Here is a 15,398-nt window from a genome sequence, read left to right on the forward strand (position 1 = left end):
TGAGTGCCATATTTACTGAAGCATCATGTCCGGTAGGTGGGACAACCTAAATCCAGCTAGGAAGCCACATGTGGATCTGCCAATACCAATAAGGAATCTGCATACCCGTCCACAGCGGATAGAAGAAGATACTCAGCAGGACGGCCACGATGCCCAGCACCGTCAAGATGGCTATTCCAGTTGAACGTTTGTAGTCATCTTTTATGCGCAGAATCAGCCCTACCACAAAGGTGATAGCCAAGATCATGTAGGGCTCAAAGATGATGCCGTAGAACTGGAAAACGGTGCGGTTGAGGTACATCAACCAAGGCACATATCCGGCAACCATTCCCATCAGGATGATGCCAACCTTCCATTCGCGGTAGCGAACGAAACGGTAAACCAGGTAGCCCACCGCAACTGCACCACCCCACCAAATCAGCGGGTTTGCAATAGCGGTAATCACTGACGAGCAGGAGTCAAAGTCACACCCGTTCTCGCCCAAGCTCGCACCCTGGTAGTACATGCTGGTGGGGCGAATCATCAATAGCCAGGTCAACGGGTTGGCTTGGTAGGAGTGTGGGGTGACCAGGCCTACATGGAATTGGTAGGCGGAGACGTGATACGCCCACAAACTTTGGAACCAATCTGGTGCCCACGCCAAGGGGCCACTCCAGCGCAGACCGGGATTGGTGGTGACGAGGTCGCGGTAATACCCGCCGGAGGTAACAATCCAACCTGTCCACGTTGCAAGATAGGTCACTGCAGCGATGGGGACCATGAGGACAAAGGTGGCAGGCGCTTGTTTGAGGGCGGCAGCAGAGAGCCAAAAGTGCAAACCAGCCCGACGCCGATCCAGCGCATCCATGACAACGACATATACGGCAAAGGCGGCCAAGAAGTAGAGACCTGACCACTTCACGCCACAGGCCAAACCAAAAGCTAGTCCAGCAAGGATCAGGTAGGGCCGATTCCACAGCGTTGGCCCCCACGTCGGACCTTCACTGTTTTCTGCTTGAGCTTTTCGTCGGGAAATCCATGCCATCAGGCTTGGAAGATTCTGCCGTCGATCGAGCAGCACAAAGAAAAATCCCGTCAAGGTGAATAACGCTGCAAAGTTATCCAACAGGCTTACTCGAGATAACACGATGGCGTGGCCATCGATGGCCATGAGGCCACCGGCAATCATGGTCAGCACAGTTGAGTGGAAAAGCTTCTGTGCAATCAGCATCACAAGAAGAACAATGAGAATGCCGGCAACCGCCACACCTACACGCCAGCCGAAAGCGTTCGCAGGCCCAAATGCGGCCATTCCCAGGGCAATCAGCCATTTACCTAAAGGTGGGTGGACCACATAGGAGGGGTCATCGGTAAACCCATCCGTAACTCCCGCATTGAACTGGGGGTCAGGGTTCTCTCCCCACGTGGATTCGTAACCGTTATTCCACAGCGTCCACGCATCCTTCACATAGAAGGTTTCATCAAAAACAAGAGAGTGAGGATTGCCCAGATTCCACAAGCGCAGCCCGGCAGCCACCAACAGAACTACTAAAGGTCCCGCCCAGTGGCCGATAGATGCCCACACCCTTTTCACCCGTTTAGCCTACCGACAACGAACCCTGCCAGACTGGGACTGTGATCATTCTGGCGGCAACCCCTATTGGCAACCTCGGTGATGCCTCGAGCAGACTCATTGAGGCGCTCAGTGAGGCAACCGTCATTGCCAGTGAAGATACCCGCACCACGTCCAAGCTCTTGAGTGCATTAGGAATTGAGAACCGCCCCAAACTCATTGCTCTTCATGACCACAACGAAACCTCCAAGAGCCCAGAGATTATTGAGCTTGCCCGTGAAAACGATGTCCTCGTGCTTTCTGATGCGGGAATGCCCACCGTCAGTGATCCTGGCTTTCACCTTGTTGAAGCAGCGGCGGCAGCAGGGATTCACATCACTGTTATTCCCGGGCCCAGCGCGGTGATTACCGCGCTCGCTGTGGCGGGGCTTCCCACAGACCGTTTCACCTTTGAAGGTTTTCTTCCACGGAAGCAGGGTGAGCGAAAGTCGGCCTTTCGGGAACTTGCTCGCGAATCTCGCACGATGGTTTTCTTTGAATCTCCCAACCGAATTGCTGAATCACTTGCGGACGCCCGTGATGAGTTAGGTGCTGACCGGCCAGCGGTTGTCTGTCGTGAACTCACCAAAATGTATGAAGAGGTCAAGCGGGGGACTCTGGCCGAACTCGCCGACTGGGCTGCCGCAGGCGTCCGCGGCGAGATTGTTCTCGTAGTTGGCGGCGCAACTGCGGCGACTCTCACGTTGGAGGATGGTCTTGCGCAAGTTCAAGTTCTTGTCGCTGACGGAATGCGCTTGAAAGAGGCCACTACGCAGGTTGCGGAAGAAACGGGCTTGTCCAAGCGAGAGCTGTATCAAGCCGCACTTTCTACTAGGTGAAAGAAATCACTTGCTGATGAGGTTAGGCTACCCTAACCTAGAATTAGTTAGGTAAGCCTTACCTAATACCATCCGCAAACATCATGCGTTTTTAGCTCTGAAAGACCTCATGAACATCTCCTCCCTGAAATCCTCACTTCTTGCTGCCGGCACGGCACTCGCCCTGGTAGTTGGCTTATCCGCCTGCACTACAGAACCTGCGGCAAATGCGGATGGAACCGTCGTTGTCTATGCCGGACGAGATGAAGCACTGATTGCTCCGCTGATTGAGCAATTCACCGAGGAAACCGGAATTGATGTTGACGTTCGCTTTGGATCCACTCCCGAACTCTCTGCATTGCTCTTAGAGGAAGGGGAGAGAACTCCCGCGAACGTATTCCTTTCTCAAGACGCAGGCGCATTAGGTGCGCTTTCTGATGCAGGACTGCTCGCCACCCTCCCTGCGGACATCACCGATGCAGTTCCTGCCGAATTCACCTCCACAGATGACACCTGGGTTGGAGTGACCGGGCGTGCCCGTGTCATTGCCTATGACAGTGAAAAATACACAGAATCTGAGATCCCCGATTCTGTCCTGGAACTCACTGACCCCAGATGGTCTGGTTTGGTTGGTTTCCCACCGGGGAACGCGAGCTTCCAATCTTTTGTGACCGCGCTTCGTGTTCTTGAAGGTGAAAAAGTTGCAGAGCAGTGGGTTGCCGATATGGCTAAGAACTCACCTGTTCTGACCGAGAAAAACGGAGCAACCCTGGATCTGGTTAACGCCGGCCAGCTCGATCTCGCCCTCATCAATCACTACTACTGGTTCGAGCGTGCTGCTGAGCTGGGCCAGGACAATATGAGAGTTCAGATTAAGTTCCTTCCCGGCGACCCTGGTGGAATTGTGAACGTCACCGGTGCAGGAATTCTTAAGAATTCTGCAACGGATGCCGACGCTCTTGCGTTTGTGAAGTATCTGGTCAGTGAATCAGCACAGAAGTATTTCGCCACAACAACATTTGAATATCCGCTGGTGCCGGGGGTTGCTTCCCCAGAAGGCCTGCCTGCTCTCGAGGAGCTAGTTAACACCCAACTTGATTTGGCAGACCTTGCTTCATTAGCTGAAACCCAAGCGCTATTGGCCAAGTACGGGCTGTTATAGGTGAGCACGCTCGTTAACGTCGTCCGCCCGCCACTGTGGTTAACAGTGGCTGGCTCACTCGCGTCGTTAACGACACTGATTCCCTTGATCTATCTTTCGCAACGTGCGTTTGGCGGCGGCTGGGAAAGTGTTGTTGAACTGCTCAACAGGCCACGCATGGCTTTATTGCTGTGGAACACCCTGTTACTTGGTGTTGCCGTTACTGCTACAGCGATTGTTCTGGGGTTGGTCAGCGCGTACTTCCTAGCCCGCGTTTACCTTCCTGCGCGCAGATGGTGGCTGGTGATGGCCACCATCCCGCTGGCGGTGCCAAGCTATCTGGCCGCCTACGGTTTGCTGGCTGCGTTTCCCACCACGCAGGGTTTTTGGGGTTCGTGGCTCGTGCTCGTAGCGGTGACAACTCCCTATGTCACCCTCCCAGTTACAGCAGCACTGCGCGCTGGGACCACAGATTTTGATGACCTTTCCAGGACCTTGGGAGCACCTGGGTGGAAAGCGCTTCTGCCCGGAACCTGGCATCAAATTCGCGGAGCAACGTTGGCCGGTGGATTGCTGGTCTTTCTCTACACAATCGCTGATTTTGGTGGCGTGGCCCTGTTCCGTTTTCCCGTCCTCACCACAGCAATCCAGCAAGCGTATGGCGCCAGCTATGACCGTAACCTGGCTGCACTCCTGAGCATGATTCTGGTTGCGCTGGCACTTGTCACAGTGTTTTTTGAACGCCGTGCTCGAGGAAGACTCTTTACTTCGAAGACCTCTACCCGAGGCCGTTCACGCCTGAACCCATTGACGGGCAAAAACATCTGGCTTGGGATTGTTTTGTTGATTGCTCCCGTGGTTGGAGCTGTCATTCCCGTTGGCGTGATGCTGGTGCGCATGTTTGATGTCAACGCCCTGCAGGAAGTCCGCTGGGAAAACCTCGCCTCAGCCACCGTCAACACGGTTGTCTTGAGCTTTGCTGGGGCAACAATTGGTCTGCTGTTGGCTCTGCCGATAGGAATTTTGGCGGGAAGATATCGCTCGAAAATAGTGAGCGCCATCGAATCACTGGGATATCTCCCACTGGGACTACCAGGAATCGTTGTCGGCCTTGCTCTGGTCTTCTTTGCATTGTCTACAGTTCCGGTGCTGTATCAGACGGCGTTCTTGTTGGCTTGCGCATACGGTTTGCTGTTCATGCCTAAAGCGTTGGGAACTATTCGCCAATCTGTGCGCGCTATTCCAACGTCCCTGGTAGATGTGTCATCTTCCCTGGGATATTCCACGAGGCAGCGTTTGGTGTCGGTGTATTTACCGTTGACCCGCACGAGTTTCCTTGTGGCATGGCTATTAATCGGAGTCACCGCCATGAAAGAGCTGCCAGCCACCTTAATGTTGCGTCCAACCGGAATGAATACCCTGGCTACAGAGTTGTGGGCTAAGACAGATGTTGCCTCTTATGGTGCAGCAGCGCCCTATGCCCTTATGCTCGTCATCATTGCCGCCATCCCCACACTGTTGTTGGTGCGTTCGGAAACTACCCAGGAGGTTAAGTCATGAGCGCTTTTCTTGAAATCACAGACCTCAACGTCTCCTATGGGCACACTCAAGTCCTTTTTGACATCAACCTTGCAGCCCAGCAGGGAGATTTCGTCGCGATTGCAGGACCCAGCGGGTGTGGCAAGACAACCTTGCTGCGCACAATCCTTGGCCTCGAGCGGGCACAAAGCGGAACTATTCGTCTGGGCCGCAGCATTCTCACCATGCACGGAATCCACTTGGTTCCTGAAAAGCGCAACATCGGTTGGGTTCCCCAAGATGCAGCATTGTTTCCCATGCTGACAGTGGCAGAGAACATTGCGTTCTCCCTGGCTAAAACTCCTCGAGGAGTGAAAAAGCAGGCCCAATCAAGTCGTGTGGACGAACTGTTAGAACTGATCAACCTCACGTCGCTGCGCAACAGAATGCCCAGCGAACTTTCTGGCGGTCAAGCCCAACGTGTTGCGTTAGCTCGGGCACTGGCTGCACAACCCCAACTGGTGTTGATGGATGAGCCATTTGCCGGGCTAGATCCTGTCTTGCGATCTGACCTTCGCGCGGAGGTTAAAGCCATCCTCAAAGCCAGTTCGACAACGGCACTGTTGGTCACCCATGACCAAACAGAGGCGTTGTCTATCGCAGACACGGTTGCTCTACTAAACCAGGGACGTATTGAGCAGGTTGGATCACCTTCAGTGGTTTACAACACTCCTGCAAGCAAGTGGGTGGCACAGTTCCTTGGTGAAGCAAACCACCTGGTGGGCACCCGACGTGGTGACGAGGTGGAGACAATTTTGGGAACATCACAGTTCACCTGGAGTGGTGAACCTTCGGAGCAGGAAACGCTTGACGTGTTAATTCGACCTGAGTCATTGCGCATTACCGACTCGGGGGACTGGAAAGTCACAGCCATTGAATATTGCGGTCATGACGCCCTTTTGACCTTGCAGAGAGGCGTGGACAGGCTCGATGTTCGTGTTGCGCCTCAAGAGATACGCTCTCGCGGCGATGAGGTTGGTGTGGCACTGGCAGGGCCAGTGCTGGCATACCCCACCACCTAAGGATTGAGCGTGGTTCAATGGCTGAGCTGAGCAAAATAGAATAGTAGCTATGTCTGCCGGCAAAAGCTTTTATGTAACCACGCCTATCTTCTACGTGAACGACGTGCCCCACATCGGTCACGCCTACACCGAGGTTGCTGCTGACGTGCTCGCACGCTGGCACCGCCAGGCCGGAGACCGTACCTGGATGCTAACCGGTACTGACGAGCACGGTGAAAAGATCTTGAGGACCGCAACCGCTAACGGGGCAACTCCTCAAGAGTGGGTTGACCGCTTGGTGGAGTCTGCCTGGAAGCCTCTGCTGGACACTATCGACATTTCCAATGACGACTTCATTCGTACAACCGATGCTCGCCACGAGGACAACGTCAAGAAGTTCCTGCAGCATCTGTATGACGCTGGGTTTATCTACACGGGCGAATACGAAGGTTCCTACTGCGTAGGTTGCGAAGAATATAAGCAGGATTCAGACCTCGTAGACGGCACCGGTGAATTCGCCGGTGAGAAGGTCTGCGCGATTCACTCCAAGCCGGTTGAGAACCTGCACGAGAAGAACTATTTCTTCCGCATGAGTGACTTCACTCAGCCTCTGCTGGACATGTATGAAGCTAACCCCAACTTTGTGCAGCCAGAGTCTGCTCGCAATGAGGTTGTGCAGTTTGTGAAGCAGGGTCTGAACGACCTCTCCATTTCACGCTCCAGCTTCGACTGGGGTATCAAGCTTCCCTGGGATGAATCCCATGTTGTGTATGTGTGGTTCGATGCTCTGCTGAACTACATCACGGCAGCTGGCTATGGCTATGACGAAGAGAAGCTTGCTTCTCTCTGGCCTGCCACCCACATTGTGGGCAAGGACATCCTGCGTTTCCACGCCGTGATTTGGCCAGCAATGTTGATGGCAGCCGGTGTGGAAGTTCCTCACCAGGTCTATGGTCACGGTTGGTTGCTTGTTGGTGGCGAAAAGATGTCCAAGTCCAAGCTCACCGGTATTGCGCCGAACGACATCACCGACACCTTCGGTTCAGATGCGTTCCGCTACTACTTCATGAGTGCCATCAGCTTTGGCCAGGATGGCTCCTTCAGCTGGGAAGATCTTTCTGCCCGTTACCAGGCAGAGCTTGCTAATGGTTTCGGTAACCTTGCCTCGCGCACGCTGGCCATGGTCTCGCGCTACTTCGATGGTGTTGTTCCTGCGGCAGGTGAGCTCACTCCTTCAGATAAAGCCATCGTGGATGTTGTCGCTGCCTCCGTCGCTGAAGCAGACGCTGCAATCGAACGCCTTGCCATCCACGAAGCCGTGACTTCAATCTGGGCTATCGTTGACGCACTCAACGGCTACATCACCGAGCAAGAGCCATGGGCTCTTGCAAAGGATCCTGCTCAGTCAGAACGCTTGGCTACGGTGCTCAATACTGCGACCGAAGGTTTGCGGGCCCTTGCTGTCCTCCTTTCTCCATTTATGCCTCAGGCAACCCAGAAACTATGGGATGCCCTTGGCGTTGAAGGTAGCCTCGGTGCGTTGACTGCACAGCCTATTCGTGAGGCTGGAAACTGGAATCAGATTCCTGTGGGAACAACTGTGGGAACTCTGGAAGCACTCTTCCCACGCATTGAGTCGGTTGCTGAGTAATTCTCAGGACAACGTATGACCGAATCGGCATATATCCGCCACCGGGACACCACCTCGGAGCACGGGCAGAAGCGTGATTTGTCCTACCCGCCACTTCCAGAACCACTTCCGGTGGCGGTCTATGACAATCACACTCACCTCGAGATCTCTGATGGTGATCAACCCATTGATTACCGTGAACACCTTGAACGTGCTGCAGAGGTCGGCATTGTCGGCGTAATCCAGGTCGGCGGGGATGTCGAGACATCGAAATGGTCTGCGACTGTCGCTGCTGCAGAACCACGTATGTTGGCAGCAGTTGCTATCCATCCCAACGAAGCTCCGAACTACGAAGCAGCTGGCACTCTCGATGAGGCCCTTGCGGTCATTGATGAGCTAGCTGCCTGGCCTCGCACGCGCGCGGTGGGCGAAACAGGGCTGGACTTTTTCCGAACAGGACCAGAGGGCCTTGCCGCCCAGCACCGCTCGTTCGAAGCGCATATTGGGATTGCTAAAAAGCACAACATCGCCATGCAGATCCACGATCGTGATGCGCATGATGAGGTTATTGAAACTCTGCTGCGAGTTGGTGCGCCGGAGAAGACCGTGTTCCACTGTTTCTCCGGGGATGCTGCCATGGCTGCCATTGCTGCCGATAACGGCTGGTATCTCTCCTTCTCAGGAACAATCACGTTCAAAAAGAATGAAGAACTTCGCCAGGCGCTCAAAGTCATTCCGCGTGAACTTGTGCTCGTGGAAACGGATGCACCATTTCTGACCCCCACTCCTTTCCGTGGTCGCCCCAACGCACCCTATTTGACCCCACACACGGTGCGAGCCATGGCAGAGGTGCTCGAGGTGGACTTAGGAGATCTGTGTGCACAGATTGCCTTCAATACCGAAACGGTTTACGGCTCGTGGCAAGACGGGCTTGTTGAATGAGCGTGAAGCTACTCGGTCCTGCCGAGATACGTGACCTTGCAGAATTGCTGGATGTCACGCCGACCAAAAAACTGGGACAGAACTTCGTCATCGACGCCAACACGGTGCGCAAGATAGTCAAAGTTGCCCATGTTGAAGCTGGGGACTCGGTGGTGGAGATTGGCCCAGGCCTGGGCTCACTCAGTCTTGGCATCGTGGAAGCGGGAGCTACTCTCGTTGCAGTCGAGATTGATGGTCGACTTGCAGCGCAGCTGCCGGCAACCTTCTCTCAGATGGCACCTGAAGCCCAACTGAGGGTTATTCATGAAGACGCCATGAAAATCATGGAATTGCCGAACAAGCCCACGCGCCTCGTGGCAAATCTTCCCTATAACGTGTCCGTTCCTGTGCTGCTTCACTTCCTGGAGCACTTCCCGAGTATTCGCTCTGGAGTTGTTATGGTGCAGGCAGAGGTTGGGCACCGCCTAGCTGCTGAGCCAGGCTCGAAGGTTTACGGCGGCCCTAGCGCTAAAGCTGCCTGGTATGGCGCATGGCGTATTGCAGGAACCGTGAGCAGACAAGTGTTCTGGCCAGTACCCAACGTGGATTCTGTATTGGTCGGTTTTGAACGCGATGCCGAAGAGCCAGGTGACGAGGCACTTCGCCGCCGCACATTCGACATTATTGATGCCGCCTTTGGCCAGCGTCGCAAAATGCTTCGCCAAGCTCTGGCCGAATTGTGTGGTTCTAGCGCCCTGGCAACGGAACTTCTTGAGCGTGCTGGCATTGAACCTACCTTGCGTGGGGAGCAGTTGGGCATCGCTGAATTCGTATCTATCGCCCGCGCCAGTTAGGTTGGAATTATGACCGACACTGGCGTCCGCGAGATGGCACACGTCCGAGCCCCCGGCAAGATCAATGTCTCACTCGCTGTTGGCGCAGTGATGGAAGATGGCTACCACGATGTGGCAACCACCTACCAGGCTGTTTCACTCTACGAAGACATTCGTGCCTATCACGCTGATGATTTCTCAGTCAGCTTCACTGGCGACTTTGATCTCAGCGGCATCCCATTGGATGCTTCCAACTTGGCCATCAAGGCTGCTCAGCTCCTCGCCCGCACTGCGAAGTATCGCGGCGGGGTTCGCCTCGAAATTCAGAAGAACGTTCCTATCGCCGGCGGTATGGGTGGAGGTTCCGCAGATGCTGCCGGGGCACTCGTTGCCTGTGACGCACTCTGGGGAACCAACCTGGGCAAGGATGCACTCCTTGAACTTGCTGCGCAGCTGGGAGCAGATGTCCCCTTTGCGTTGATGGGTGGCACCGCCATTGGTACTGGCCGTGGTGATCGACTCAGCCCTGTACTTACCAGCCACGAACATTTTGAGTGGGTTCTTGTCTTGGCAGAATATGGACTGAGCACTCCTGCTGTCTATGGTGAGCTTGATGCGCACCGTGAACGTCACGTCGCAGACATCAAGCCCGCACCACAATCTCCCACAGTAGACACCCACGTTTTGCAGGCGCTGCGCGCAGGAGACCCCGTCATGTTGGCAGACTCCCTCAGTAATGATCTGCAAGCTGCTGCCCTGCACCTGCAACCAGCTCTCGTGGACATTCTCGAACTGGGTGAAAGCAATGGTGCCCTTGCGGGTATTGTTTCCGGTTCTGGCCCCACCTTGGCTTTCCTCGCGCAAGACGTCGAGTCAGCTATTGATCTTCAGGTCACCCTCAGTGCTGCAGGTCACAAAGTTGTTCGAGTAACTGGTCCCGTTCATGGTGCCAGACTCGTGAACGACTAATGGCACACCTTCTCGGTGGCGAAAACATCCACCTCGAATTTCCCACCCGTGTCATCTTCGAGTGCGTCACTGTCGGCATCAACGATGGTGACCGCATCGGTATCGTCGGTCGCAACGGTGATGGTAAATCCACCCTGATGAAAATTCTGGCAGGACGACTCGAGCCAGACGAAGGCCGTGTCACCCGCCGCGGAGGCATCACCCTCGGCATGCTTGATCAAGCCGATGAGGTCGACCCTTCCCTCACCGTGGGTGAGGCAATCGTGGGCGGTATCGAAGAACACGTGTGGGCTGGGGACGCCAAAGTTCGTGATGTGCTGGCAGGGCTAGTCGCCGATATTCCCTGGGATGCGAAAGTAGGAGATCTCTCAGGTGGTCAACGTCGCCGCGTTGCACTGGCCGCGCTTTTGACCGGCGACTGGGATGTAATTTTCCTCGATGAACCCACCAACCACTTGGATGTGGAAGGTATCGCGTGGCTTGCTAGTCATCTCAAGAAACGCTGGCCTGCCGGCCAGGGTGGTCTTCTTGTTGTGACCCACGACCGCTGGTTCTTAGATGAAGTCTCCACGGCCACCTGGGAAGTTCACGATCGCATCTTGGAGCCCTTCGAGGGCGGCTATGCAGCGTATGTGTTGCAACGGGTCGAACGCGATCGCATGGCCGCGGTCAGCGAAGCAAAACGCCAAAACCTGATGAAGAAGGAACTAGCGTGGTTGCGTCGCGGTGCTCCTGCTCGCACAGCCAAGCCTAAGTTCCGCATCGAGGCTGCCAATGCCCTCATCGCTGATGAGCCACCTGTTCGTGACACAGTCTCGCTAGCTTCGATGGCCATGCAGCGACTAGGTAAGGACGTGGTTGATCTCGAGAATGTCTCAGTCAGTTATGGCGACAAGCAGGTCCTTCGCGATGTCACCTGGCGCATTGCGCCGGGGGAGCGAACCGGAATCCTCGGGGTCAACGGCGCCGGCAAATCAACGCTCTTGGGGTTGGTCTCCGGCCACGTTCAGCCCACCTCTGGACGTGTGAAGCAGGGTAAGACAGTCAAAATTGCCACGCTCACCCAGCAACTGGATGAACTCACCGCTGTTCAAGACATGCGAGTAAGTGCGGTGGTTGCGGAAAAGAAAACAACCTACTCCGTCGGCGGCAAGGAGATGACCCCAGGACAACTCTTGGAGCGTCTGGGTTTCACATCTGCCCAGCTGGCAACCCCCGTGAGAGATCTCTCCGGCGGTCAAAAGCGCAGGTTGCAGCTGTTGCTGATTTTGCTGGACGAGCCCAACGTGTTGATTTTGGATGAGCCCACCAACGACCTCGACACAGACATGCTCGTGGCCATGGAGGACCTGCTTGATACGTGGCCTGGAACTTTGCTCGTGATTTCTCACGACCGCTATCTACTCGAGCGCATTACAGATAATCAATACGCCGTCCTCGAGGGGCACTTCACCCACTTGCCCAATGGCGTTGATCAATACCTGGCTATCCGCGCCAAACAGCTGGCTGCGCCTGCAACAGCGACGACTAATGTGTCAGCTCCTGCCAAACCACAAAGTTCTCTCAGCGGTGCGGAGCTGCGCAACGCGGAGAAAGAATTTTCCTCCATTGAGCGCAAGATTGCCAAGCAGCAAGAGGACGTGAAAGCAATCCACGCCAAGATGGCCGAGCATGACCCCAATGACTACGTTGGCTTGGGTGCACTGGCTGAAGAAATCAGTAAGTGTGAAGGTACTATTGCAGATTTGGAAATGCGCTGGCTTGAGCTCAGTGAGCTTCTGGGCTACTAACTAATCTGTTGAATCCTGCTCAACCACATCAATGCTGAGTCGGCGCAGAGATTCGGCCAAGCGGTGCTGTTCTGAGCGGGAAAGAGACGCCAATAGCAGAGCTTCGGCATCAACCAAACGCGTGATTGCTGCATCAACACGGGTGAGTCCAGCTGCGGTCATCTCCACCAGGACTCCACGACCATCGTTGGGGTCCTCGCGGCGGATCACCAAACCATTCTCAACCAAGCGGTCGATACGGTTCGTCATTGTTCCACTGGAAACAAGGGTTTGTTTCAACAAAGCCTTCGGGCTCAGTTGATAGGGAGCGCCCTCACGACGCAACGCTGCAAGAACGTCAAACTCCCATGATTCCAGCTTGGATTTGTGGAAAGCATCCTTACGGGCCCGGTCCAAAAGCTTCGCTAAACGCCCAACACGCGAGAGAACTTCGAGCGGAGAAAAGTCGAGATCCGGGCGTTCGCGCTTCCACGAACGCACAATGCGGTCGACTTCATCATTCTCTGGGGCCATGAAACCATTATCCCTTCTGGAATCTGGCAGACTGTACTAGTGACATCCAGTGCTGGATTTCACAATTCCGCCATAGTGTAATGGCAGCACAACAGTCTTTGGATCTGTTGGTCTAGGTTCGAATCCTGGTGGCGGAGCTCCCCATAACAACATTGGAGAAACTTTGGCCGACGCACAGCTAGCAATCGTTGTTCTCGCGGCAGGCCAAGGAACTCGAATGAAGAGCTCAACTCCCAAGCTGTTACACAAGCTTGGTGGAGTCTCCGTAGTCAGCCATGTTCTTGCAACAGCACGCCAGCTTGATGCAGCTCACGTTGTTTCGGTAGTGCGCCACGAGCGGGATCGCTTAGTTGAAGTCATCGAGGTTGATCTGCCTCAGAGCATCATTGTTGATCAGGATGAAATTCCTGGAACCGGTCGAGCTGTTGAGCTGGCTGTTGCAGCATTGCCTTCTGGTTTTGCTGGTGATGTTCTCGTTGTCAACGGTGATGTTCCACTCTTGGATGCCGAAACGTTGCAGGGGCTGATCAACCAGCACCGTCAAGCTCAAGCAGCAGCCACAATCCTCTCCACCGTCTTAGAAGATGCCACCGGCTATGGCCGTGTTGTTCGCTCGGCAGATGGCAACCTTGAAAAACTCGTTGAGCACAAAGATGCCACGGCAGATGAACTAACCATCAATGAAATCAACGCGGGAATTTATGTGTTCTCCGCTCCTGAACTTCGTGCACAGCTCAGTAACCTTACCCTCGATAACGCGCAGGGCGAGAAATACATCACGGATGTCATTGGCCTGCTGCGTGAAGCAGGTGCAACAGTGGCTGCTGTCGAGATTCTAGATTCGTGGAAAGTTGAGGGAATCAATGACCGCGCTCAACTCTCGCGCGCAGCGGGATTGCTCAACGGCTTGATTGTTCGCGGTTGGCAGCTAGCAGGTGTGACCATCACCGACCCTGCCACCACCTGGATAGATATTCAGGTTCAGCTTGCTCCCGATGTTGAAATCAAGCCCGGAACGCAGCTTCTGGGTGCAACGGTTGTGGAGACTGGGGCAGTGATTGGTCCTGACACAACCTTGATGGATACCGAAGTTGGCGAAGGTGCTGTGGTTAAGCGCACTGATGCCACACTTTCTGTCATTGGTGCCGGCGCATCTGTTGGCCCGTTCTCCTATTTGCGTCCAGGAACCTACCTCGAAGCTGACGGCAAGATCGGTACCTTCGTGGAGACCAAGAACGCACGCATCGGAAAGGGAAGCAAAGTTCCCCACCTGTCTTATGTTGGCGATGCCACCATCGGTGAAGGCAGCAACATCGGTGCCGGCACAATCTTCGCGAACTATGACGGCGTGACCAAAAGTCACACCACCGTGGGTTCCCACGTGAGAACTGGTTCTCACAACACATTCGTTGCGCCAATTAGTATTGGCGATGGAGCATACAGTGGCGCTGGTGCGGTCATCCGTAAGGATGTCCCAGCCGGAGCTCTCGCCATCAATGTTGCTCCACAGCGCAATATGGATGGCTGGGTTCAAGCCAACCGTCCCGGCACCGCCGCAGCGAAAGCTGCGGACGAGGCTAAATAAGTTCCTTCTCATCAGAGAAACCTCACCCGAAAGGCCTTCAATGTCCGAACTCTCCGTGCCGACAAAGAAGAAGCTTGTAGTGGTGAGTGGGCGAGCTCACCCCCAGCTCGCCACTGAGGTTGCTGCTCAGCTCAAGACTCATGTCTCAGGCACGGACCTGCGCACCTTTGCCAATGGTGAAATCTATGCCCGCTACGACGACAGTGTTCGTGGTGCGGATGTCTTCGTAGTCCAGTCACACACCGCGCCTATCAACGAATGGGTGATGGAGACGTTGATTATGGTGGACGCTCTCAAGCGAGCTTCTGCCAAGCGCATCACTGTTGTTGCGCCGTTCTACCCCTACGCTCGACAGGACAAGAAGGGTCGTGGCCGTGAGCCCATCTCTGCTCGTTTGATTGCAGACCTGTTCAAGACCGCTGGTGCTGACCGCATTATGAGCGTGGATCTTCACGCTGCTCAGATCCAGGGATTCTTCGATGGCCCCGTGGACCACCTTTTTGCGATGCCTGTTCTCCTCGAGCACTTCCGAGCACAGCTCGATCCTGCAACCCTGACCGTGGTCTCTCCAGATATGGGCCGTGTTCGCGTGGCAGATATTTGGTCTGAGAAGTTGGGCGCACCGCTGGCAATTATTCACAAGCGTCGTGACCCTAAGGTTCACAACCAGGTCACCGTCCACGAAATCGTCGGTGAAGTAGAAGGCCGTGTCTGTTTGCTCGTAGATGACATGATCGATACTGGTCGCACCATCGTCAAGGCTGCTGAAGCACTAGTTGCCAACGGGGCTATAGGTGTTGTTGTTGCCGCTACCCACGCTGTGTTCTCTGACCCTGCCTGTGAAATTCTGCAGTCGGAGTTCATCTCAGAGGTTGTCGTAACAGACACCCTTCCTGTTCCAGAAGAGAAGCGTTTCGACAAACTCACCATCTTGCCGATTGCGCCACTACTAGCCAGCGCTATTCACGAGGTCTTCGAGGAAGGTTCGGTTACCTCAATGTTTGATGGTGCTGCTTGAGCACTCTAGA

Annotated in this window: 13 protein-coding genes and 1 tRNA gene; 12 read left to right on the forward strand and 2 right to left on the reverse strand. The window is 54.9% G+C overall.

Annotation, left to right across the window (positions count from 1 at the left end; all coding sequences use genetic code 11):
* Positions 1-46: 46 nt before the first annotated feature.
* Positions 47-1,573: a phospholipid carrier-dependent glycosyltransferase gene (locus AINA4_RS01685; RefSeq protein ID WP_281787242.1), complete on the reverse strand. Its 1,527-nt coding sequence runs from the start codon at positions 1,571-1,573 to the stop codon at positions 47-49.
* A 41-nt stretch (positions 1,574-1,614) separates the two neighbouring features.
* Between AINA4_RS01685 and rsmI the strand changes: the two genes are divergently transcribed.
* From rsmI to AINA4_RS01730, 9 genes are all read left to right on the forward strand, one after another.
* Complete coding sequence (gene rsmI / locus AINA4_RS01690; protein ID WP_281787243.1) at positions 1,615-2,430, forward strand: 16S rRNA (cytidine(1402)-2'-O)-methyltransferase; 816 nt, start codon at positions 1,615-1,617, stop codon at positions 2,428-2,430.
* 109 nt (positions 2,431-2,539) lie between these two features.
* A complete protein-coding gene (locus AINA4_RS01695) occupies positions 2,540-3,571 on the forward strand; it encodes an iron ABC transporter substrate-binding protein (RefSeq protein ID WP_281787244.1) in 1,032 nt (343 codons plus the stop codon).
* A complete protein-coding gene (locus AINA4_RS01700) occupies positions 3,572-5,110 on the forward strand; it encodes an iron ABC transporter permease (protein ID WP_281787245.1) in 1,539 nt (512 codons plus the stop codon).
* Entirely contained in the window at positions 5,107-6,150 is a 1,044-nt protein-coding gene (locus AINA4_RS01705; protein ID WP_281787246.1) for an ABC transporter ATP-binding protein, read from the forward strand. Before AINA4_RS01700 ends, AINA4_RS01705 begins: the two co-directional genes overlap by 4 nt.
* Before the next feature lie 49 nt (positions 6,151-6,199).
* Positions 6,200-7,780, forward strand: coding sequence for a methionine--tRNA ligase (metG, locus tag AINA4_RS01710; RefSeq protein ID WP_281787247.1), 1,581 nt, complete (start codon positions 6,200-6,202; stop codon positions 7,778-7,780).
* A gap of 15 nt (positions 7,781-7,795) precedes the next feature.
* Positions 7,796-8,701 (forward strand): TatD family hydrolase, encoded by a 906-nt coding sequence (locus tag AINA4_RS01715; RefSeq protein ID WP_281787248.1) that lies wholly within the window; start codon positions 7,796-7,798, stop codon positions 8,699-8,701.
* Entirely contained in the window at positions 8,698-9,534 is an 837-nt protein-coding gene (rsmA, locus tag AINA4_RS01720; protein ID WP_281787249.1) for a 16S rRNA (adenine(1518)-N(6)/adenine(1519)-N(6))-dimethyltransferase RsmA, read from the forward strand. Before AINA4_RS01715 ends, rsmA begins: the two co-directional genes overlap by 4 nt.
* 9 nt (positions 9,535-9,543) lie before the next feature.
* Positions 9,544-10,482: a 4-(cytidine 5'-diphospho)-2-C-methyl-D-erythritol kinase gene (locus AINA4_RS01725; RefSeq protein WP_281787250.1), complete on the forward strand. Its 939-nt coding sequence runs from the start codon at positions 9,544-9,546 to the stop codon at positions 10,480-10,482.
* A complete protein-coding gene (locus AINA4_RS01730; RefSeq protein WP_281787251.1) occupies positions 10,482-12,272 on the forward strand; it encodes an ABC-F family ATP-binding cassette domain-containing protein in 1,791 nt (596 codons plus the stop codon). Before AINA4_RS01725 ends, AINA4_RS01730 begins: the two co-directional genes overlap by 1 nt.
* Here AINA4_RS01730 and AINA4_RS01735 read toward each other — a convergent pair whose 3' ends face one another.
* A complete protein-coding gene (locus tag AINA4_RS01735; protein ID WP_096382065.1) occupies positions 12,273-12,785 on the reverse strand; it encodes a MarR family transcriptional regulator in 513 nt (170 codons plus the stop codon).
* A gap of 66 nt (positions 12,786-12,851) precedes the next feature.
* Between AINA4_RS01735 and AINA4_RS01740 the strand changes: the two genes are divergently transcribed.
* The 3 genes from AINA4_RS01740 to AINA4_RS01750 all read left to right on the forward strand — a co-directional run bounded on the left by AINA4_RS01740 (position 12,852) and on the right by AINA4_RS01750 (position 15,388).
* Positions 12,852-12,922: transfer RNA gene (locus AINA4_RS01740), tRNA-Gln, on the forward strand.
* A gap of 26 nt (positions 12,923-12,948) precedes the next feature.
* A complete protein-coding gene (gene glmU / locus AINA4_RS01745; RefSeq protein ID WP_281787252.1) occupies positions 12,949-14,370 on the forward strand; it encodes a bifunctional UDP-N-acetylglucosamine diphosphorylase/glucosamine-1-phosphate N-acetyltransferase GlmU in 1,422 nt (473 codons plus the stop codon).
* Positions 14,371-14,410: 40 nt separating this feature from the next.
* A complete protein-coding gene (locus tag AINA4_RS01750; RefSeq protein WP_096382060.1) occupies positions 14,411-15,388 on the forward strand; it encodes a ribose-phosphate diphosphokinase in 978 nt (325 codons plus the stop codon).
* The last annotated feature ends 10 nt before the right edge of the window (positions 15,389-15,398 follow it).

It is taken from the genome of Aurantimicrobium sp. INA4, from assembly GCF_027924525.1.
In the GTDB taxonomy this organism is placed as follows: Bacteria; Actinomycetota; Actinomycetes; order Actinomycetales; family Microbacteriaceae; genus Aurantimicrobium.

Bases quoted from the DNA above. Each gene is read 5' to 3' on its own strand.
- AINA4_RS01735 (WP_096382065.1), bottom strand. From the start codon at position 12,785: ATGGCCCCAGAGAATGATGAAGTCGACCGCATTGTGCGTTCGTGGAAG.
- metG (WP_281787247.1), top strand. From the start codon at position 6,200: ATGTCTGCCGGCAAAAGCTTTTATGTAACCACGCCTATCTTCTACGTG.
- AINA4_RS01705 (WP_281787246.1), top strand. From the start codon at position 5,107: ATGAGCGCTTTTCTTGAAATCACAGACCTCAACGTCTCCTATGGGCAC.
- AINA4_RS01715 (WP_281787248.1), top strand. From the start codon at position 7,796: ATGACCGAATCGGCATATATCCGCCACCGGGACACCACCTCGGAGCAC.
- AINA4_RS01730 (WP_281787251.1), top strand. From the start codon at position 10,482: ATGGCACACCTTCTCGGTGGCGAAAACATCCACCTCGAATTTCCCACC.
- AINA4_RS01695 (WP_281787244.1), top strand. From the start codon at position 2,540: ATGAACATCTCCTCCCTGAAATCCTCACTTCTTGCTGCCGGCACGGCA.
- rsmA (WP_281787249.1), top strand. From the start codon at position 8,698: ATGAGCGTGAAGCTACTCGGTCCTGCCGAGATACGTGACCTTGCAGAA.
- AINA4_RS01750 (WP_096382060.1), top strand. From the start codon at position 14,411: ATGTCCGAACTCTCCGTGCCGACAAAGAAGAAGCTTGTAGTGGTGAGT.
- AINA4_RS01725 (WP_281787250.1), top strand. From the start codon at position 9,544: ATGACCGACACTGGCGTCCGCGAGATGGCACACGTCCGAGCCCCCGGC.